This is a genomic window from Aliivibrio sp. S2TY2 (assembly GCF_028765525.1).
GTDB classification, from domain to species: domain Bacteria; phylum Pseudomonadota; class Gammaproteobacteria; order Enterobacterales; family Vibrionaceae; genus Aliivibrio; species Aliivibrio finisterrensis_A.
Window position 1 is genome coordinate 269,246 of record NZ_JARACS010000003.1, and the last position, 20,235, is coordinate 289,480.

The window sequence follows — 20,235 nt, forward strand, 5'->3', positions numbered from 1 at the left end:
ATAAAAATCAAGACAGATTATTCATATTTATCTTGGTAAAATTAGGCGGCTAAGTGGCTGCCTTTTTCTTTTCTGGAATATAAAAAAACTATGCGAACAAGTGGTTTATTAGAACAATTAATGGAATCATTACGATGCCTACCTGGCGTTGGTCCAAAATCAGCTCAACGAATGGCGTTTCATCTTTTACAACGTAACCGTCAAGGGGGAATGCAACTGGCGGACTCTTTGTCTCGTGCGATGTCTGAGATTGGACATTGCTCAGAATGTAGAACATTTACTGAAGAAGATACGTGTGCAATTTGTTTAAACCCAAAACGTCAAGCCAGCGGTGAGTTGTGTATCGTAGAAAGTCCTGCCGATATCGTTGCGGTAGAAGCAACAGGACAATTCTCTGGGCGTTATTTTGTTTTAATGGGGCATCTCTCTCCTCTTGATGGTATCGGTCCAAGTGATATCGGTTTAGATTTATTTGACCACCGTTTAGGCCGTGGCGATATTACCGAAGTGATTTTAGCAACGAACCCGACGGTAGAAGGCGAAGCGACAGCTCACTATATTGCTGAAGTGTGTCAGGAGCACCAAGTCCCTGCAAGTCGAATTGCGCACGGTGTCCCTATGGGCGGAGAGCTAGAATTAGTGGACGGTACAACTTTATCTCATTCTATTTTGGGGCGTCAGAGGCTGTACTAAGTGTATAGAAATAGTAGAGTAATTGGAGTATTGCACCACAACATGCTCCAATTAGGTGAGCCTCTATAGCAACGTTAGCATTTATTAAAGATATGGTTGAAGCGCTTGCTCCAAAGTATTGTTCCCAAGCAATTTTAGCGACGACACCGACGAGTAATAACCACCCTGTACTTCGTTGCTGTTTGATGTCTTCAATCGCAGCCCAGATAAATAAGCCATGTAATACACCGGATAAGCCTACATAAGATTGGATAGGAGATAATAAGAGAAGCCCTCCAGTCATTAAACTGATAGAAAGCAGTAGGCCCCACAATTTTTTTGGATTTAATATGTCCTTAAAAATAAAACAAAATACCATTAGTGCGGCAGCATTCATTATTAGGTGAGCAAGGTTAGTATGGGTAAAGTTACCCGTAATTAATCGCCAAACCTCGCCTTGTAGAATTAAGTTTCTGTCCCAAGTAAAAAAATCAGATACTGGTGTTAGTTGTGCAAACCCAAGCATAACTAAAATGGGAAAAAGTAATTTCAACAAAACAAAGGTTCCTTGTGATTCGATTTTGTCTTCAATGTTTAAAAACAAAAAAAGCCTGCATTTGTAAATGGATAACCCCGATCTCTACTGAGATTGAACTTATCATACTACAGCATCCAACAGAAGCTAAGCGGCCATTAGGGACAGCGAAGATCCTATCGCTAAGTTTGGCAAACTGTCGCACTTTTATTGGTGAGAATTTTACTGAGCATTCTGAATTAAACCAATTATTAAGTGATGATAATTATCAGCATCAAGTGCTTTTTTTAGACAACACAAGCCAGGTGATTTCATCGGCATCGAATACATCAGAGAAAAAACAGCGTGTAATTTTATTGGATGGGACGTGGAAGAAAGCCTACAAGATGTGGCAGCTCTCGACGAGTCTGCATTCATTACCCAAGGTGCATCTTGATACTGAGTTATCGGGCAATTATCGTGTTCGAAAAGCGCCAAAAGACAACGCGCTATCAACAGCAGAAGCGGGTTACCATGTACTCAGTCAATTAGATAATGAATCGACAGCATCAGAAACTGCCGATAAATTTGGTTCGATTCTAACGGCTTTTGACAACATGATAGAATTTCATATTAGCCAAATGCCGGAAGGGGTGTATCAAAAGAACTACCGTTCAGAGTAGTTCTTTTATTGTTCGGTATTCGATCAAATAGGAACAAAAAGCTGATTATATAAACGCTGAGCATAACCATCGGTCATGCCAGCAATATAGTCAGCAATCACTCGATGCGCATTACCACCTGAGATCATTGCTTCTTGCCATTCTCGTTTATCATTTTCAGGCAATAAACGTTCAGGATCAGAATTTAACGCATCAAATATTTCCATCACAATTTGCTGACCTTTGTACTCAATCCGTTGCATTTCAGAGTGGTGAATTACGTATTTACCTACAAACTTTTTAAGCACTTCTAAGGCATAAGTCATGGATGGGCTTAAATATGCATTCCAACGCAGTAATTCTGAATCGAACTCAGGCTCTTCCTCGAACGTCGTTTTTTTAATACTAATAGAGGTTAATAATGCATTTACAATACTACCAATCCCATCTTTACGTTGATATTGAAGACCTGAAAACAGCTTGTCACTGATGGTTTCAATATTAGCTTCAAACCATTCATCACCACACTCGGCAAGTTTACTTGCTACAGATTCTTGCCATTGGTTACGAGTGACAATCCCCATCACAATCGCGTCTTCTAAATCATGAACACCATAAGCAATATCATCAGCTAGCTCCATGATTGAGCAATCAATGGATTTAAAGCGTGTTTTTCTATGGCTATTATCGCCTTCTTTTTGGAACCGAAGTGTAGATAGCAGGTCTTTATCGTGATCAGATAGTGGGGTCAAAACCCAATTAAGGATCTGTTCATCATCACGGTAAATTCCTTTCGGTGGATGCCATTCAATGGATTTTAAGTGACGTAAGTTAGTGACCGGTTCAGGGTGAAAGCTAGAGTGAACTTGGTCTAAAAATGCAGGGTATTTAAGAACACCAAGTAGAGTTCTTCTTGCTAAGTTCATACCGAAATGTTCAGTATAAGGCTCTAGTTTACTTAAAATTCGTAACGTCTGCCCATTGCCTTCAAACCCGCCATGATCACGCATCATATAATTAAGCGCAATCTCACCACCATGACCAAAAGGAGGGTGGCCTATATCATGAGCTAAACAGATACTTTCCATTAAACTGGTAGAGGTTAATAGGTTACGAAACTCGGGCTGCCTTAATTTAAGTTGTGCAACTACACCAGTGCCAATTTGTGAAACCTCTAAAGAATGTGTTAAGCGCGTGCGATAAAAATCATTGGCACTGCCTGGACCGTGAACTTGAGTTTTTGCTTGAAGGCGACGAAAAGCAGCAGAATGGAGAATACGAGCACGATCTCGTTGAAAAACGCTGCGCTGATCATTACGACGTAACTTTTGTTCGTTACTTATGCGATCTTCCCATTGTGGGGACAGAGTAATATTGGTTGGTTTATTCATTATTATTGTTCTCACAGTTATTACTATCTCTATATCATTACAGCCTTGTTACAAAAAGATCAATGAGTTATTTAAAAAAGAGAAGAAGAGCACAGGCCTAAAGTAGAATGATTTCGCGAATTAAATGGCATTGCTATAATGATTTTTTGGCCAATAAATGGACTTAGACCATGAACAGTGTCGTTAATTTATCGTATGAATTTGAGCAGCTTCAACAGGCATATCAAGCCTCTCCTTACCCTGTAAAAGAAGATCGGCTATCACTACTTATCAAATTAAAAGTTGCGCTATTAGCTGAAAAAGGGGCTTTAGTCTCAGCACTTGAACAAGATTATGGGTTTAGAAGTCATTTTGATTCAAGTATTTGTGATTTGATGCCTTCCATTCAACACATCAATTATACGCTTAAGCGTTTGCCTAAATGGCTTAACGTTAAAAAGCGCCATGCAGGACTATTGCTCTCTCCTTCAAAGGTGTCAGTGTGTTATCAGCCGCTTGGCGTTGTTGGTGTTATTGTCCCTTGGAATTTTCCTATCTATTTAAGTATAGCGCCTATTGTAACTGCAATTGCTGCGGGCAACCGTGTCATGGTCAAGTTAAGTGAATACACGCCTCAAACAAATCAAGTGCTTCGCCGTGTGTTCGCTGAGCTTTCTCAGCACGTTTGTATTATTGAAGGAGAGGGGGATGTCGCGGCAGAGTTCTCACAATTGCCTTTTAACCATCTATTATTCACAGGCTCAACTCAAGTCGGTAAGCTAGTCGCCAGTGCTGCGGCTAAAAATCTGACACCAGTGACTCTTGAGCTAGGTGGGAAATCACCAGTGATCATCGCAGAAGATGCCGATTTAACGTCAGCGGTAGATGCGATTATGCTTGGCAAGTCGATGAATGCAGGCCAAATTTGCGTTGCGCCTGATTATGTCTTTGTTCCTAAAAATAAAGTGGATGACTTTATCTCGCTTTATTCTCGTCGATTTTTACAAGCTTTTCCTGAGAAAAAGGGACGACGAGAATACAGCCATATCATTAACCAAGCTCAATATAATCGCCTAAATAACTACCTTGAAGATGCCCAAGAGAAGGGAGCCATAATTACGGCGATTGGTGATGTTGAGAAAATAGACGGGCGTTCATTCTTACCTCGTTTACTAACGAACGTAACTGACGACATGCAAGTGATGAAAGAGGAGATTTTTGGGCCGATATTGCCAATTATGGGTTATGACAAAATCGAAGAACCCTTGAATTATATTCAGGCGCGTCCGCGCCCATTAGCATTATATGTGATGTCATTAGATAAACAGCTGGTTAAAGACATTAGTCAGAAAACACACAGTGGTGGCTTAGCCGTTAATGACACTATGATGCATGTGGCTGCTGATGATGCTCCTTTTGGAGGCATTGGTGATTCAGGCGTAGGGAGTTACCATGGCATTGAAGGCTTTCAAACCTTCTCTCACGCTAAAACCATATTGAATACACCAAATTGGTTACCAAGAGCAAGGTTGCTGTTAAAACACAAAAAATGGATGCTAAAAATCTTAAGTCATAAATTTATGAGCTAATAAGCCCAGTTTATAGGGGTTTGTTAGGGGTTAACGGTTGGCAAATGAGGGGAACAGTCGTATGATTTGTTTCCCTTTTTTCAATGTGAATAATGACCTTTATGTCTCAGCATCAACCTGTCCAAGGTGCGTCTTGGATGTTAACTGCAGGCCTTGCCTTTGCGATAGTTAACAGTATTGCTCAATACGTCAGTATGAACTTTGGCTTACCATCAACCATGGTAGCACTGGTTCAATACGCGATAGCACTTGTTGTTATTTTGCCGTATTTACGCACATTAGGGCTTCGTAATTCACTTCGTACTGAGCATTTTGGTATGCATGCGCTGCGTGTATTCTTGTCGGTAATTGGTATTCAACTGTGGTTGTGGGCATTAGCTTACCCAGTTCCGATTTGGCAAGGCATCGCCCTTTTAATGACCTCTCCTTTATTTGCGACTATTGGCTCTGGCTTATTCTTAAAAGAGAAAGTCGGTGTGGCTCGTTGGTGTGCAACATTAGCTGGTTTTGTTGGGGCGATGATTATTCTTGAGCCATGGGCAGATAGCTTTACATGGGCAACACTATTACCTGTTGGCGCTGCTTTCTTCTGGGCTTGTTATTCGTTAATGGTTAAGAAGATGTCGTCAAACGATTCACCATCGACTATGGTGGTGTATCTTTTGGTTCTTATTACCCCATTTAATATCTTACTGGCGCTACCCGATTGGCAAACACCAAGCGGTATGAACGTATGGCTATTGTTGTTTGGTGCTGGGGTAATGACAGCATTAGCGCAATGGGCTATCGTAAAAGCCTATGCTGTTGCTGATGCGTCGTTTGTGCAGCCGTTTGATCACGCTAAATTGCCATTAAATGTGTTAGCTGGGTGGGTTGTATTTGGTTGGGCACCTCCAGGACGCTTATGGTTAGGTGCGGCAATAATCATAGCTTCTGTTGCTTTCATTACTCAATGGGAGCGTAGAAAGAAGCCTGTGATTAAGTGATCTATTCATTATTTTAATCCATTAAGAATAAGAAAAGCCGATTTAGCATTACAGTGTGCTAAATCGGCTTTTTATTTTGTATCTAGAACGATGGAGATGCGATATTACTTCACTGCGTCTTCTAGAATTTCACGTGACACTTCAAGGGTAATCGCTTGATGTTCACCTAAGGCTACCATTCCGTGAGCTTCAAGTTGCTTGATGATGGCATCAATCGCTGTTGCTTTATCATCGCCATGTTCCGTTAACTCTGTTGGCGAGTTTAAGCTATGGTAGAAGGTTTCGATTTCAACAATAGTGCGCTCTGCTAAATCATCTGACATCTCTAAACCAAATACGTTTTTACCCATTTGCTCTAGTTTAGCGCGTTTTGCTTCGATTTGATTACGAAGTAAAGAAGGCTGAATGATAGATAAAGAACGTGCGTGATCAACATGATAAAGAGCCGTTAATTCATGCCCAATCATGTGCGTTGCCCAATCTTGAGGAACACCAGTACCAATTAAGCCATTCAATGCTTGGTTGGCAGTCCACATTAGGTTTGAGCGCCATTCGTTGTTGTCACGGTTGTCGTATTGAGCACCAAGAACTAATAAATTACGAAGTAGAGTTTCAGCGTAACCATCTTGCACCATTGCACCCGTTGGTGTGGTTAGGTATTGCTCACAGGTATGAACCCAAGCATCGACTAAACCATTCGTTAGTTGGCGTTCTGGCAGTGTTTTCATTGAATCTGGATCAAGAACTGCAAACTTAGGTTGAACATAAGATGACATAAATGCCATTTTAGTTTGTGTTGATTTTTGAGTAATTACCGCACCAGAGTTAGACTCCGAGCCTGTGGCAGGTAGCGTTAAAATAGCACCTAAAGCAACAGCTTCAATTACGGCGTGCTTACCAAGTAGAATATCCCAACCATTACCGTCATATTTTGCAGCAGCAGCAACGTACTTAGAACCATCAATAACAGATCCGCCACCAACAGCAAGAATATAATCTACGTTTTCTGCTTTAACGATAGCAACCGCTTTGTCTAGTGTCTCAACTGTTGGGTTTGGCTCAACGCCTGAAAACTCGATCCAAGAATGGTTAGCCAGTGCTGTAACAACTTGGTCATAAACCCCATTTGTTTTAATTGAACCACCACCATAAATGACTAATACTTTTTGGTCTTGTGGGATTGATGTAGCAATTGCCGCGATTTGACCTTGGCCAAAATGAATTTGTGTCGGGTTAACGTAAGAGAATTTCATTGCTGTACCTCATTTCTTCCAAAAGGTGATGTTCTATTTTCTAGAACTTATACCAATCTACATAAGTATTTGATCATTCTTGCTTGTTAAAATTGATTATATCTGCGTTATAAATTTTGTAATTAGATCCACTAGTTACTGTAATTTATGCCTTGCTCTAATCGATTTTTCCTACGCAATTATCTGAACAACTACTTATCCAGAATGGTATTATCATTTCAATAAGTGCATATTAGTATTCAATTGTGACATTAGAAAGGTGGATTTCTGCTTTTTTATTGCCTATTTCTACAATTGCATGTATTTTCAAAAAATAAAGTAATAGATGTGATCTTGATTAGATAAAGGAAATAGGATGAGCTCTCTTGGTGAATTAATGCAAAGCTATGCTGAACATTATGGTTTTAATGATCTTGAAGGGATTAGAGAGACGGCTATTCCCGGTGTATGGTTTTATCGCAGCAGTAAAGGTAACCAGCGGCAGCCTTTTGTTTATCAATCAGGCATCATAGTGATGGGAAAAGGCCATAAACACATACATATTGGCAATCAGCCTGTCAGTTATGGACCTGATGATTATCTGGTTGTTGGTGTACCTATGCCATTAGAGTGTGAAGCATTTCCTGAAAATGGAGAGCCGCTATTAGGGCTAAGTATTGATGTTGATTCGTCGTTGCTTCATCGCTTAGTTAATGAATTGGAAGAGGCTAATTTTCAGCCAAGTAAACAGTCGCAGCAAGATGGTTTTGGTTTAACGTCAGTTAAAATGGCAGACGAGATGCTTGAAAGCTGTAAACGATTAATGATTGCATTGCATTCTGAATTAGATACAAAAATGCTAGGCGAGTCATTACTTACAGAAATTGTGTATCGAGCACTTACAGGTCCTGAAGGGCACGTTTTATTTAATTTGGCTCATCATGACAGCCAATATGCGCGAGTTGCTAAAGCGATGAATAAGATGCATCAATCTTATGCGGATGGGTTAACCGTGCAACATTTAGCGGAAGAGGCGAACATGAGTGTTTCTGCCTTTCATTCTGCTTTTCGTAAAGTAACATTTGAATCCCCATTGCAGTATTTAAAAAAAGTACGCTTGAATAAAGCCAAAGAATTAATTCAACTAGAAGGGCGACGAGTAACTGATGCCGCGCATTTAGTTGGATATACCAGTACTTCACAATTTAGTCGCGAGTTTAAGCGTCATTTTAATATGACGCCTAAGGGCAGTATTGCGTAATAATTATTACCAAAGAATAGAGTAAATTTAGATATATCGGAGCTTTTAATGTCAAACAGTGTATTTATAGCAACAAGTTTAGATGGTTATATTGCTGATAAAAATGGAGGCCTTGATTGGTTACATGCCATTCCAAACCCAGAACAAGATTCGATGGGGTTTGTTGAACATTTTGATCGTATTGATGCCATGGTCATGGGGCGTAACACGCTTGATATGGTATTAAGTTTTGGTGTTGATTGGCCGTATTCCAAACCCGTTTTTGTTCTGAGTAATACCATGACATCAGTACCTGAAGGGTATGAAGATAAAGTCTTTTTAGTTAAGGGGGAGTTAAAAGAAGTTCTTAACGATATTCATGCGAAAGGTTTTAAAGATCTGTATATCGATGGTGGTGTGACGATCCAAAATTTCTTAAAAGAAGATTTGATTGATGAGCTTATTATTACCACTATTCCTGTACTTTTAGGTGGAGGTTCACCATTATTTGGTGATTTAGAGCAGCCGCTAAACTTTAAGTTTGTGAAGAGCGAAACCTTCCTTGGTGCGATTGTTCAAAACCATTTTGTGCGTGAGCGTTAGTCATTAAAATTTAGTGCTACGAATAGTAAAAAGCCTGCAAGTGAAGTGAGCAGGCTTTTGAATTTTTATAACCAGAAATACTATTGTTTGTAAGTATGCAAGAAGCGCTCTAGGCGACCAATCGCGGTTTCTAGATCATCAACTCGTGGTAATGTCACGATACGGAAGTGATCAGGCGTTGGCCAGTTAAAGCCTGTACCTTGAACAAGTAGAACCTTCTCTTTAATTAAGAAATCCAGCACAAACTTCTGATCATCTTTAATCTTGTACATCTTAGGATCAAGTTTAGGGAACAGGTACATCGCGCCTTTTGGTTTCACACAGCTTACACCTGGGATCTGAGTGATCAAATCATACGCTTTATCACGTTGCTCTAATAAACGGCCACCCGGAAGCAGAAGTTCATTAATGCTTTGGTAACCACCTAGTGCCGTTTGAATTGCATGTTGCATAGGTACGTTTGCACATAAACGCATTGAAGCAAGCATATCTAGGCCAGCGATATAACCTTGAGCGTGATCTTTTGGACCGTTTAAGAACATCCAACCACCACGGAAACCACATACACGATACGCTTTAGATAGGCCGTTGAATGTTACCGTTAAAATATCAGGCGCTAATGTTGCCAATGTAGTATGAACCGCACCGTCATAAAGTACTTTGTCATAAATTTCATCAGCAAAGATGATTAGGTTGTTTTGACGTGCAATTTCGACAACTTGTAATAAGAAATCACGACTGTATACCGCACCAGTTGGGTTATTCGGGTTAATTAACACGATGCCTTTTGTGTTTGGTGTGATTTTCTTTTTAATGTCGTCTAGATCTGGATACCAATCTGCCCCTTCATCACAGATGTAATGCACAGGTTTACCACCTGAAAGTGACACTGCAGCCGTCCATAATGGGTAATCAGGAGCAGGAACTAGCATTTCATCGCCATTATTTAATAGCGCTTGCATTGCCATTACGATTAGCTCAGATGCGCCATTACCGATGTAAACATCTTCTACATCTAAATCTAATAAACCACGACGTTGATAATGTTGAACCACCGCTTTACGAGCAGAGTAGATACCCTTTGAGTCACAGTAACCTTGCGACGTTGGTAGGTTTTTAATCACATCAACTAGGATTTCATCAGGGGCGTCAAAACCAAATGGGGCGGGATTCCCAATGTTTAATTTAAGAATCTTGTGGCCTTCCTCTTCCATTCTTTTAGCATGTTTAAGAACTGGACCACGGATGTCGTAGCATACACTGCTAAGTTTTGATGACATTCCAATATTTTGCATGGTGAAACCCTGATGAAAAAAATACGTTATAGGTTCAAATTACACTATTTCTATAGGAGTGAGAAACAATTTTTAGAAAATAATCACGCCAAATTTGTGTCTGCAATATTTCCTACTGGGATTAGACGTATTCTCTTTTCTTATGGCTTTTGTGAGTGTTGATTAATATGTGGGCAATAAAGGGAATTTTACATTGTTTTAGATTTACATAAATCAACAAAATTTGATAAGAGTTTTATTTTTTATACATACAATTGATGTGAATTATTTTTTATTTTCAAACCTTTTGCTAGAATCACTGGTTCATACAAGGAAATAGCAAGCAATTCCGCTTGTGCAATACGGTTGCCATGATGGCTGAAAACGATCAAGAGAGGTTAATTTGTCCACTTTTCAAAATGCCATTGAATCGATTCGTCATCAAATTACGCAGGCAACGTCACGTCATACTATTTGTCTTGAATTAGATTGGTCGATTGGCGATCAACTGATTGATTGGCTAGAAGCTCAACCCGTATTCCCTAAATTTTATTGGCAGTCTCGTGATGGCCAAGAAGAAGTCGCGGTTATCGGGCAAGTGAAGACATTTACAGACCCAAGCGCCGCGCAGAAAGTATTAGCACCAAAGCAACGAATTTGGGGTGGGCGTTCTTTTGATGGGCGTACCGAGCGTAATCGACGTTGTATGTCGTCTTTTTTCTTTTTACCACAAGTTGAAATCAGCCGTTTAGTCTCATCTTGGCAGATCATGGTTAATCTATCTGACGATAATTCACGTCTGCTATCGACGTTGGATAAACTGGTAGAGCATTTTTCATCACTGTCTGAATTGCATTGTCACGTAACACAACGAATTAATACGCCAGAAAAATCTGATTGGACTAACATGGTCAATAAAGCGTTGACGGCAATTTCAAACCAACAATTTGAGAAAGTAGTGCTTGCGCGTAAAACGACCTTAACACTTGATCAGACCTTATCTTCAGCTCAATTTTTAAAAGCAAGCCGTAAAGCAAACAGCCATAGCTTTCATTTTATGATGGCGCTAGATAGCGAACATTGTTTTATTGGCTCTACACCAGAGCGCTTATATGTTCGTAACGGTTATGCTTTAAAAACAGAGGCTTTAGCGGGAACCATTGGTCGTGGCCACGATGAAGAAGAGGATAACCAGCTTGCCTCTTGGCTTATTGCGGATAAGAAAAATCAATATGAAAACCGTCTTGTGGTCGATGATATTATCAATCGCTTATCTAAATTTAGCTTATCAATGACGGTAGCGGAAAGCTCAGAACTCGTGAAGTTACGTAAAGTTCAGCACTTGAAACGCCCAATTTCTGCAGAGATCAACGCTGAGTGTTGTGATTCACAATTATTGGATAATTTACAGCCAACCGCAGCAATTGCTGGCTTGCCTCGCATGTCCGCATTGGATTTCATTATTGATAACGAACCGTTTGCCCGTGGTTGGTACAGTGGTGCCGTTGGTTTTTTAAGCCAACAACGCAGTGAGTTTTGTGTCGCGATTCGTAGCGCATTAGTCATGGGAAATAAATTGCATTTATTCGCAGGGGCAGGGATTGTACCTGGCTCTGAACCGAGCAGTGAATGGGAAGAGTTAGATAAGAAAACCTCAACCCTATGTACCTTATTAGAATCTGATCCTGCCGTGAGCGCAGAGATCAAGGAGTCGCAAGTCGCATGATGCAACCAGAGCAGCAGGTAATGCTAAATCAAGTTTGGGCTGAGTTGATTATTGAAGAGTTAGTTCGAAATGGAGTAAAGCATGTTTGTATTGCTCCGGGATCTCGTTCAACACCGTTAACGCTTGCCGCTTCCGAACATCAACATTTATCGATTCATACGCATTTTGATGAGCGAGGCTTAGGGTTTTTAGCTCTGGGTATTGCCAAAGCGTCAAATGAAGCGGTTGCTGTAATTGTTACTTCTGGCACTGCAGTAGCAAACTTATTGCCCTCAGTTGCAGAGTCAGGATTAACCAAAGAGAAGTTAATCCTACTTACGGCAGATCGCCCAGTAGAGTTGATTAATTGTGGTGCAAACCAAGCGATTAATCAGCAGGGAATATTTTCTTCACATGTCTGCCATTCTCTCCAATTGCCATCACCAACTATTAACGTTCCCGCACAATGGCTATTGAGTCGATTGGATCAAGCCTGCTTTATTCAGCAAGAACAAGGTGGCGCTATTCATATTAATTGTCCTTTTCCTGAACCCTTTTATGGCAAGAAAGATAATACATTTGTACGAGAGTATCTTGCGCCAATTCAAGAATGGAAAGAGGCCTTCTCAGCCTATATTCAACAACCTCGTTACTCTTCAATAATGACCGTTTCTCCTCAATGGATGAAAACAGCCCAAAAGAAAGGCATTGTCATCATTGGTAAAGTCTCATTGGAAGAGGCACAAGCCGCTGCGGAATTAGCGAAAGAGTTAGGGTGGCCTGTATTGGCGGATCCGCAATCAGGTTATTACTCAGAGTGGGCGCACTACGATTTATGGTTGCAAAATAGTGACTGCATAGAGTTACTGTCTGATGTTGAATGCGTACTCCAGTTTGGTGCTCGCTTAGTGTCTAAACGTTTAGCTGCATGGTTAGATAACTATCATAACGATTATTATTTGATCGATCCTCACTCGGAATTATTGGATGTAAGCAGCCACTCTCATGTCCGTTATCGTGCCAATATCAGACCATGGTGTCAGGCGCATATTGATAGCCTAGTCGAGCGTGATTGTTATTTCGATCATGCTCCTTCATTGTTATGGAGCGAGTCGTTAAAAGTGGCTTCTCTTAATGCGTTGGCGTTGGCTCGCTCAATGGCATGCAACAGTGAAACCTTATCTGAATTAAGCTTTGCGCTCACGATAGGCCAAAAGGTCGAATCGTGTGACTGGTTTATCGGCAATAGTTTAATTGTTCGTTTATTAGATATGGTTGGCGAGCTTAATCAACAACATACTTATACTAATCGTGGTGCTTCAGGTATTGACGGACTTGTTGCTACAGCAGTAGGGGTTCAAAAAGCAAATCAAAAGCCGTTATTAGCATTAGTTGGCGATACGTCATTACTTTATGATTTGAATTCATTGGCATTATTAAAGCAAGCAACAGCTCCAGTTGTTCTTGTTGTGATGAACAATGATGGCGGTGGTATCTTTGATTTATTGCCTGTCGATGAAAAGAAAAAAGACGATTATTACCGTATGCCTCATAAACTAGAGTTTAGTCATGCCGCAGCGATGTTTGGTTTGGCCTACCATAGGCCAGAAACACTAAGCTGTGCAATATCAATGATTAATGAAGGATTAGAGTCTGGGGTGCATTTAGTCGAAATTAACACTCCAGCGGGCCAAGCGGGTGAAGAATTAACGCGTTTATTCCAAACGATTCAGCATGCCACTTTATTCTAAATTAAGTGTACCCAAAGAAAATCCAACGCGCCCTTGTGTGGTCTTTTTACATGGATTATTAGGGACAATAGCTGATTGGGATAAGATCTCACAGGAAGTCACAAATACTTATCCTGCGTTACTAATCGATCTTCCTGGGCATGGTAAGAGCAGCGCAATTCATGTTTTAGAAGACGATGGATTTGAAGAAACTTGCCGCTTGATAGTCGAACAACTTGAAAATAGCCCTTATCGAGAGTTTATTTTTGTGGGTTACTCTTTAGGCGGTCGAATTGCCATGTACCTAAATGCCTGCTTTAAATTACCAGAAAATATTGTTTTACGTGGTTTATGTATTGAAGGTGGTAATTTTGGATTACTTAACGCAGAAGAGAAACACGCTCGACTAAAAAACGATATCGCTTGGGCTGAGCGATTTGAACAACAACCGATTGTTGATGTTTTAGACGATTGGTATCAACAACAGGTGTTTTCTTCACTAAACCCTGAGCAAAGACAAGATTTAGTAGTAAAAAGAAGTGATAATCTTGGTAAGTCAATTGGGATGATGTTGAGATCTACATCACTGGCTAAGCAACCGCATTTGCTTGAAGCCTTACATCGTAGCACCATCCCCATGTTATATATTTGCGGAGAAGCAGATAAAAAATTTCAACACCTGGCTGAGCAAAGTCAATTAACATATCAAATCATTGCTCAGGCGGGGCATAACGCTCATGTGGAACAGCCCGAACGCTTTACACATGTACTTAATACATTCTTACAACAATGGAAATAAAACCCATGGCAAGAACTGTTGGCATTTCAGAAGAAGAACTTTACGCTCCAGTAAATTGGACAGATTGCACAGCGCAATACGAAGACATTCAGTACCATAAATCAGCAGATGGCATTGCGAAAATCACTATCGCACGCCCGCAAGTACGTAACGCTTTCCGCCCTGGTACGGTTAAAGAGATGATCGATGCACTAGCTGATGCTCGTTATGACGAGAAAGTTGGTGTTATCATTCTTACAGGTTTAGGCGAAGATGCGTTCTGTTCAGGTGGTGATCAGAAGATCCGTGGTGATTACGGCGGTTACCGTGATGATAGCGGCACACACCACTTAAATGTGTTGGATTTCCAACGTCAGATCCGTACTTGTCCAAAACCAGTTATCGCAGCAGTAGCAGGCTACGCTGTTGGTGGTGGTCACGTTTTACATATGATGTGTGACTTAACCATTGCCGCTGAAAATGCACAATTTGGTCAAACAGGCCCTAAAGTGGGTTCTTTTGATGGTGGATGGGGTGCTTCTTACATGGCTCGTATCGTTGGTCAAAAGAAAGCGCGTGAAATCTGGTTCCTTTGTCGTTTCTACGATGCTCAAGAAGCATTGGATATGGGGTTAGTAAACACGGTTGTTCCTGTTGCTGACTTAGAAAAAGAGACGGTTCGTTGGTGTCGTGAAACATTACAACACAGCCCAATGGCACTGCGTTGCCTAAAAGCGGCATTAAATGCAGACTGTGATGGTCAAGCTGGTCTTCAAGAGTTAGCGGGTAACGCAACTATGATGTTCTACATGACAGAAGAAGGTCAAGAAGGTCGCAACGCGTTTAATGAAAAACGTCGTCCTGATTTCGATAAATTCCCTCGTAATCCATAAGCACCTATCACTGATTCAATTAAGTATTAGAGGCTCTTTATGAGTCTCTTTTTTCTTTTTATTGGTTGGAGTAACAAATGAAAACAGCCAAGATATATCAATACCAACTCCCTATGGACAGTGGAGTTATTCTTCGTGAACAACGTCTTCAACAACGAGATGGATTGGTCATTGAATTAAGTGATGGAACACATTGTGGTAAAGGTGAAATTTCTCCTCTTCCTGAGTTTAGCCAAGAGACGTTAGAGCAGGCACGTGAAGATTTATTGTCTTTAACGCAAGCGTGGCTCAATGATGAAGAGCTGGATCTTGATGCTAATTGCCCATCGGTAGCCTTTGGTTTTAGTATGGCACTATTAGAGCTAGAGAATGGTTTACCACAAGAAGGTAATTATCAAGCTGCGCCATTATGCTCAGGTGACCCAGACGATTTAGTCGTTAAGCTGAACGAGATGAGTGGCAAAAAAATTGCGAAAATCAAAGTTGGCTTATATGAACCGATTCGTGATGGCATGGTTGTAAATATGTTCTTAGAGCTTATTCCCGATCTCTCTTTACGCCTTGACGCTAACCGTAATTGGACATCAAAGAAAGCCGAACAATTTGCTAATTATGTTAATCCAGAATTTCGTTCTCGTATTGAGTTTTTAGAAGAGCCTTGCCACACGCCAGAAGAAAGTTTGGCATTCTCTCAAGCTACAGGCATCGCCATTGCTTGGGATGAAACGGTGCGTGATGATGGCTTTGAAATTACGGCTCAAGATGGCGTAAAAGCGATTGTCATTAAACCAACCATGATTGGTTCAGTTGATAAGTGCCTTTCTCTTGTTGAAGATGCGCATAAGTTAGGTATGCAGGCCGTGATTAGCTCAAGCCTAGAATCTAGCCTTGCTTTAACCCAACTAGCACGATTGGCAGCATGGAAAACACCAGAGACGATCCCAGGTTTAGATACGATTGATCTGTTTAAAATGCAATTAGACACACCTTGGCCTAATTGTGAGTTACCAATGAATGAGTTATCAGAGCTGACACTTATATGGGAAAATTAATCTCACCGCTTTTTACTACTTGGCCTTGGGCAAAATGGAGTGAAGAGCGAGAAGTGGAAATAGCGCTTCGTGATGGCAACAAAGTGTGGACTTGGGCTGAAGTATCAATTCAAGTGAATCGCTACGCCAATGGTCTTATTCAACAAGGCGTCAAACGTGATGATGTAGTTGTTGGGGTCGCAAAAAGTGGTGTTGATCTCATTTGGCTGCAATTAGCCAGTATTCGTATTGGTGCTCGCTTTTCAGCAATTAATCCTAAAACACCGAAAGCTCAACTTCATCAGTTAGTGACGACTATTTCTGCTCAACATATGTGGTTTGGTGAAGGGCAAGAGAGCATTTCAGGCACTTGGCATCATCTGCAATTAATCAACGCTGAATACAGTGCTATTGCTGCGACATGGCAACCAAATCGATTAGCGACCTTAACCTTTACCTCTGGCTCAACAGGGTTACCAAAGGCGGTTGCACACAGCATAAATAACCATTTGTACTCAGCTGCTGGCTTACTTAGCACGATGGAGTTTGATAATTGTGATTCGTGGCTATTATCTTTGCCTTTATTCCATGTTTCGGGACTCGCGATTGTATGGCGTTGGTTATTAACGGGCGCAACCATTGTGATGCCAACCGAAGATGGTTTGTTAAATGACTTATGTGGTGTTACTCATGCCTCATTGGTTCCTACTCAGTTGCAGCGAATTTTAGACAGTGGTGATGTCTCTCGTCTGGCGTTAAAACGCGTGTTACTTGGCGGTGCTGTTATACCGACTGAATTAACTGATGCCGCAAGAGAAAATGGCATTGAGTGTTGGTTAGGTTATGGCATGACAGAAATGGCTTCTACGGTAACCGCAAAACTGGCAGATGGAGAGCCGGGTGTGGGTAATGTACTTCATTATCGTGAATTACGTATTGAAAAAGGTGAAGTTCTTGTTCGTGGTGAGTGCTTAGCGCTAGGTTATTATCGTTCATCTGGCATTATGAATATCACTAACGAAGAGGGTTGGTATCAAACTAGCGATCTTGGTTATGTGATGGGCGCAGAGCTGCATATTCAAGGCCGAGCTGACAATATGTTTATCTCTGGCGGCGAGAATATTCATCCAGAAAAGATAGAGCTCGCTTTGCTAACGCATAACGAAATAGAGCAAGCGATTGTTGTTGATGTGGAAGATGAAGAGTTTGGACAACGTCCTGTTGCCGTTATTAAAATGACACAACCGATTAGCCATGACGAGCTGCATTCTTTCTTAAAAGAGAGGTTAACTCAGTTTGAATGTCCAATTCGCTATGAAACTATGCCTGAACACCTACTTGGAACTGGCATTAAGATCTCTCGTCCACAAGTAAAAGAGTGGGTTAACTCACTGCCAATCACCGCGTAATTGAATTACTTTTTCACGCATTACGCTTGATGTTGCTAGATGTGGTGGTACGGGCTCTCCGGCTACCACTTCTATTTTTGACCAACAGCGGCTTGGTCGTTTTAATATTGCCTTCCCGCCATGACGACTAAAGAAACTTTGCCATAAACCACGCAGCGCCATTGGTACAACGGGCACAGGTGAGCGTTTCAAAATAATATCTATTCCTCGCAAAAATGACCCCACTTCACCATCGTGAGTTAATACCCCTTCAGGGAAAATTAAGACTATTTCTCCTTCAGATAGTGCTGCTTCAACCTCTAAAAAAGCACGACGAATAGAGCTGCTCTTTGTGGCATTAATGGGAATGACCTTGGTTAAGCGAAAGAAATATTTAACTAAAGGCAATTCAGCGTACTCTTCTTCCATAACAAAGCGAATGGGACGTGGACATGCACCACTTAGAATAAAGGCATCCATATAAGTAATATGATTACAAACCAGTAAAGCGCCACCTTCTTCAGGAAGATGATATAAGTTTTTATGTTTAACGCGGTATAAAGTGTGAGTTATTATCCACAATAAAAATCGGATCACAAAAACAGGAACTTTACAGAGTAAAAATAAGGCAACAACGCCATTCATAATAGCGAGAAGGGCAAAGAACTGAGGAATAGATAATTCAAGAACAGATAAACACACAATGCCTAAAATGGCACTAGCGACCATAAATAGCGCATTGTAGATGTTATTGGCTGCAATGATTTGAGAGCGGTGTTCTGGCTTTGGTCGTTGTTGGATTAAAGTATACAAAGGAACGATATAAAGTCCGCCACAAATACCTAAAAATAACAGATTAATAAAAACAGGCAGTAATTCTGGGCTTAAAAGTGTAGCGATAAAGCCAGTGGCATCAATAGATGAGCTTGGTGTTGAAAGATAAAGATTCATCCCAAATAGAGAGATGCCTAAGCAGCCTAATGGGATAATTCCAATTTCAACTCTGTGTTTAGACAACATATCACAAGCCAGAGAGCCTATTGCGATACCAATAGAAAATAAAGCTAATAATACCGTTACAGTAATGGCATTATCGTTAAGGTGTAGATGACTATAATTTGGGAACTGAGTTAAATAACTTGCGCCTAAAAACCAGAACCAACTGATCCCCATGATAGCTAAAAATACCGAGGGATCTTCTTTGGCAATATTAAGCGTCTGTTTTGTTTGTTGGATAGGCTGCCATTTAAAAACCAAATTAGGAGCAATGGCTTTTGTGTGAGGAATATGGCGGCTTGAAAGATAACCAAGCACGGCAAAAAGAACAACCGCACCCGCTGCAATGTACTCCGCATTATCTTGTGAAGCAATGAAACCTGCACCAATGGTTCCGAATAAAATAGCAAGGAAAGTTCCTGTCTCAACTAAGGCATTACCCGTTACTAACTCTTCTTTTTTTAATTGCTGAGGAAGCAGAGCGTATTTGACCGGACCAAAAAAAGCCGATTGTGTACCCATCAAAAAAAGAAGAATTAATAATAAGGTGTAATTTTGGAGGATAAACGCCATCGCGCCAAAGAGCATGATCACGATTTCAGCAAGTTTTACTTTGCGAATAAAGGCCGATTTTTCATATTTATCAGCCAAAACGCCAGCGGGAGCTGAGAAAAGAAAGAAAGGAAGAATAAATAAACCAGCAGCAAGGTTAATAAATAAATTAGATGAAATAGGCAAGCTATCCACACTGGCAAAGGCAACAAAAAGTAGCAGTGTGTTTTTATAAATGTTGTCGTTAAATGCACCTAAAGATTGAGTTAAAAAGTAAGGCAGAAAACGACGTTGGGTTAATAGCTTGGCTTGCTTTGCCATGAATAATCCTTTAATTACAAAGCTAGTGCTGCTTCCATTGGTTGATATAGTTCAATAGTAGATTATCAATGAGGAGATGACCATCAATAGGTGTTGATGAAAATAACAAATCATCCAGACTTAATAACGTAATACCATGGACACTAGCCCAAATAACACGACTGCTTTTTTCTACGTCAGAGTCGCTTTTATGTGAGTTAATGGTTTTAATTATTTCTTCAAGCACACCCATCATTTGACTAATGCGGTTCTCTTGCCAATCAGGTAAGGCCTCACCATTCATGTTGTGTTGGAACACTAATTTCCAGCGATTAGGATGCCGTTGCGCGAAGTCATAATAGCAATAGGCGATGGCTTTAAGTGCTTCTTCTGGTGTCGTGCTATTGTCCAACCCTTGATTTACTTGCTGCATTAGTTCATCTAACGTTTGAGCGATAGAGCGCAGTAACAACAAATTATAGCTACCAAAAATATTGACCAATGTACTGGGTACATAGCCAATGCTTTTTGCTAGCTTTCTTAAGCTGAGTTCGTGATGACTATGCTCGTTGAGAAATACCTTCACATTATCTAATGCCATATCGCGTATTTCTTGATGAGTATGGTCGTTTCTGCGCGCCATATAAACCTGATTTAAAAAATTGTGAACATTGTTCTTAATTTTAATTGCATCCCATTATTCTTCAAGTAAGAGTTTTG

Annotated in this window: 18 protein-coding genes; 12 read left to right on the top strand and 6 right to left on the bottom strand. The window is 40.7% G+C overall.

Translation table 11 applies throughout. The annotated features are described in order from the left end of the window. Window positions 1-90 precede the first annotated feature (90 nt). Window positions 91-693, top strand: coding sequence for a recombination mediator RecR (recR, locus tag PVK63_RS07615; RefSeq protein ID WP_130045478.1), 603 nt, complete (start codon window positions 91-93; stop codon window positions 691-693). On the opposite strand, the gene rrtA is transcribed toward recR, so the two are convergent. Beyond that, window positions 665-1,228, bottom strand: coding sequence for a rhombosortase (rrtA, locus tag PVK63_RS07620; protein ID WP_130048185.1), 564 nt, complete (start codon window positions 1,226-1,228; stop codon window positions 665-667). The two genes, recR and rrtA, sit on opposite strands and share 29 nt — an antisense overlap. 14 nt (window positions 1,229-1,242) lie before the next feature. Between rrtA and PVK63_RS07625 the strand changes: the two genes are divergently transcribed. Further along, entirely contained in the window at window positions 1,243-1,869 is a 627-nt protein-coding gene (locus tag PVK63_RS07625) for a tRNA-uridine aminocarboxypropyltransferase (RefSeq protein ID WP_130086106.1), read from the top strand. A gap of 23 nt (window positions 1,870-1,892) precedes the next feature. On the opposite strand, the gene PVK63_RS07630 is transcribed toward PVK63_RS07625, so the two are convergent. Further along, a complete protein-coding gene (locus tag PVK63_RS07630) occupies window positions 1,893-3,239 on the bottom strand; it encodes an anti-phage deoxyguanosine triphosphatase (protein ID WP_130086107.1) in 1,347 nt (448 codons plus the stop codon). A 170-nt stretch (window positions 3,240-3,409) separates the two neighbouring features. Between PVK63_RS07630 and PVK63_RS07635 the strand changes: the two genes are divergently transcribed. Together PVK63_RS07635 and PVK63_RS07640 are read left to right on the top strand one after the other, a co-directional pair. Then, entirely contained in the window at window positions 3,410-4,807 is a 1,398-nt protein-coding gene (locus tag PVK63_RS07635; RefSeq protein WP_130086108.1) for a coniferyl aldehyde dehydrogenase, read from the top strand. A 101-nt stretch (window positions 4,808-4,908) separates the two neighbouring features. After that, complete coding sequence (locus tag PVK63_RS07640; protein WP_130086109.1) at window positions 4,909-5,793, top strand: DMT family transporter; 885 nt, start codon at window positions 4,909-4,911, stop codon at window positions 5,791-5,793. 104 nt (window positions 5,794-5,897) lie between these two features. On the opposite strand, the gene PVK63_RS07645 is transcribed toward PVK63_RS07640, so the two are convergent. Further along, on the bottom strand, window positions 5,898-7,046 hold the full coding sequence (locus PVK63_RS07645; protein ID WP_130086110.1) for an iron-containing alcohol dehydrogenase: 1,149 nt from the start codon (window positions 7,044-7,046) through the stop codon (window positions 5,898-5,900). Between the two features lie 355 nt (window positions 7,047-7,401). Between PVK63_RS07645 and PVK63_RS07650 the strand changes: the two genes are divergently transcribed. Together PVK63_RS07650 and PVK63_RS07655 are read left to right on the top strand one after the other, a co-directional pair. Continuing rightward, window positions 7,402-8,286 carry an AraC family transcriptional regulator gene (locus tag PVK63_RS07650; protein WP_130086111.1) on the top strand — a complete coding sequence of 295 codons (885 nt, stop codon included), beginning with the start codon at window positions 7,402-7,404 and terminating at the stop codon, window positions 8,284-8,286. A 48-nt stretch (window positions 8,287-8,334) separates the two neighbouring features. Continuing rightward, complete coding sequence (locus PVK63_RS07655; protein ID WP_130086112.1) at window positions 8,335-8,868, top strand: dihydrofolate reductase family protein; 534 nt, start codon at window positions 8,335-8,337, stop codon at window positions 8,866-8,868. Window positions 8,869-8,948: 80 nt separating this feature from the next. Here PVK63_RS07655 and PVK63_RS07660 read toward each other — a convergent pair whose 3' ends face one another. Then, window positions 8,949-10,163, bottom strand: a complete 1,215-nt coding sequence (locus PVK63_RS07660) for a pyridoxal phosphate-dependent aminotransferase (RefSeq protein WP_130045469.1) — start codon at window positions 10,161-10,163, stop codon at window positions 8,949-8,951. Between the two features lie 382 nt (window positions 10,164-10,545). Between PVK63_RS07660 and PVK63_RS07665 the strand changes: the two genes are divergently transcribed. From PVK63_RS07665 to menE, 6 genes are all read left to right on the top strand, one after another. Then, window positions 10,546-11,868, top strand: coding sequence for an isochorismate synthase (locus tag PVK63_RS07665; RefSeq protein WP_130086113.1), 1,323 nt, complete (start codon window positions 10,546-10,548; stop codon window positions 11,866-11,868). Continuing rightward, the gene (gene menD, locus PVK63_RS07670; RefSeq protein ID WP_130086114.1) at window positions 11,865-13,598 is read left to right on the top strand and encodes a 2-succinyl-5-enolpyruvyl-6-hydroxy-3-cyclohexene-1-carboxylic-acid synthase; all 1,734 of its coding nucleotides are present in this window, start codon (window positions 11,865-11,867) and stop codon (window positions 13,596-13,598) included. The genes PVK63_RS07665 and menD overlap by 4 nt, the downstream gene beginning before the upstream one ends. Next, entirely contained in the window at window positions 13,582-14,376 is a 795-nt protein-coding gene (menH, locus tag PVK63_RS07675; protein WP_130086115.1) for a 2-succinyl-6-hydroxy-2,4-cyclohexadiene-1-carboxylate synthase, read from the top strand. Before menD ends, menH begins: the two co-directional genes overlap by 17 nt. 5 nt (window positions 14,377-14,381) lie before the next feature. Beyond that, the gene (gene menB, locus PVK63_RS07680) at window positions 14,382-15,248 is read left to right on the top strand and encodes a 1,4-dihydroxy-2-naphthoyl-CoA synthase (protein ID WP_012533733.1); all 867 of its coding nucleotides are present in this window, start codon (window positions 14,382-14,384) and stop codon (window positions 15,246-15,248) included. Window positions 15,249-15,325: 77 nt separating this feature from the next. Then, on the top strand, window positions 15,326-16,300 hold the full coding sequence (gene menC, locus PVK63_RS07685; protein WP_130045465.1) for an o-succinylbenzoate synthase: 975 nt from the start codon (window positions 15,326-15,328) through the stop codon (window positions 16,298-16,300). After that, entirely contained in the window at window positions 16,288-17,688 is a 1,401-nt protein-coding gene (gene menE / locus PVK63_RS07690; protein ID WP_130086116.1) for an o-succinylbenzoate--CoA ligase, read from the top strand. Before menC ends, menE begins: the two co-directional genes overlap by 13 nt. On the opposite strand, the gene PVK63_RS07695 is transcribed toward menE, so the two are convergent. Both PVK63_RS07695 and PVK63_RS07700 read right to left on the bottom strand, forming a co-directional pair. Next, window positions 17,668-19,536, bottom strand: a complete 1,869-nt coding sequence (locus PVK63_RS07695) for an MFS transporter (RefSeq protein WP_130086117.1) — start codon at window positions 19,534-19,536, stop codon at window positions 17,668-17,670. The two genes, menE and PVK63_RS07695, sit on opposite strands and share 21 nt — an antisense overlap. 22 nt (window positions 19,537-19,558) lie before the next feature. Continuing rightward, window positions 19,559-20,158: a TetR/AcrR family transcriptional regulator gene (locus PVK63_RS07700; protein WP_130048171.1), complete on the bottom strand. Its 600-nt coding sequence runs from the start codon at window positions 20,156-20,158 to the stop codon at window positions 19,559-19,561. Window positions 20,159-20,235: the final 77 nt, after the last annotated feature.

Excerpts from the sequence above, each read along its gene's own strand:
- PVK63_RS07695 (WP_130086117.1), bottom strand. The coding sequence starts at position 19,536 with ATGGCAAAGCAAGCCAAGCTATTAACCCAACGTCGTTTTCTGCCTTAC.
- menC (WP_130045465.1), top strand. The coding sequence starts at position 15,326 with ATGAAAACAGCCAAGATATATCAATACCAACTCCCTATGGACAGTGGA.
- menD (WP_130086114.1), top strand. The coding sequence starts at position 11,865 with ATGATGCAACCAGAGCAGCAGGTAATGCTAAATCAAGTTTGGGCTGAG.
- PVK63_RS07635 (WP_130086108.1), top strand. The coding sequence starts at position 3,410 with ATGAACAGTGTCGTTAATTTATCGTATGAATTTGAGCAGCTTCAACAG.
- PVK63_RS07640 (WP_130086109.1), top strand. The coding sequence starts at position 4,909 with ATGTCTCAGCATCAACCTGTCCAAGGTGCGTCTTGGATGTTAACTGCA.
- PVK63_RS07655 (WP_130086112.1), top strand. The coding sequence starts at position 8,335 with ATGTCAAACAGTGTATTTATAGCAACAAGTTTAGATGGTTATATTGCT.
- PVK63_RS07630 (WP_130086107.1), bottom strand. The coding sequence starts at position 3,239 with ATGAATAAACCAACCAATATTACTCTGTCCCCACAATGGGAAGATCGC.
- recR (WP_130045478.1), top strand. The coding sequence starts at position 91 with ATGCGAACAAGTGGTTTATTAGAACAATTAATGGAATCATTACGATGC.
- menE (WP_130086116.1), top strand. The coding sequence starts at position 16,288 with ATGGGAAAATTAATCTCACCGCTTTTTACTACTTGGCCTTGGGCAAAA.
- PVK63_RS07645 (WP_130086110.1), bottom strand. The coding sequence starts at position 7,046 with ATGAAATTCTCTTACGTTAACCCGACACAAATTCATTTTGGCCAAGGT.
- PVK63_RS07650 (WP_130086111.1), top strand. The coding sequence starts at position 7,402 with ATGAGCTCTCTTGGTGAATTAATGCAAAGCTATGCTGAACATTATGGT.
- menH (WP_130086115.1), top strand. The coding sequence starts at position 13,582 with ATGCCACTTTATTCTAAATTAAGTGTACCCAAAGAAAATCCAACGCGC.
- PVK63_RS07700 (WP_130048171.1), bottom strand. The coding sequence starts at position 20,158 with ATGGCGCGCAGAAACGACCATACTCATCAAGAAATACGCGATATGGCA.
- PVK63_RS07660 (WP_130045469.1), bottom strand. The coding sequence starts at position 10,163 with ATGCAAAATATTGGAATGTCATCAAAACTTAGCAGTGTATGCTACGAC.
- menB (WP_012533733.1), top strand. The coding sequence starts at position 14,382 with ATGGCAAGAACTGTTGGCATTTCAGAAGAAGAACTTTACGCTCCAGTA.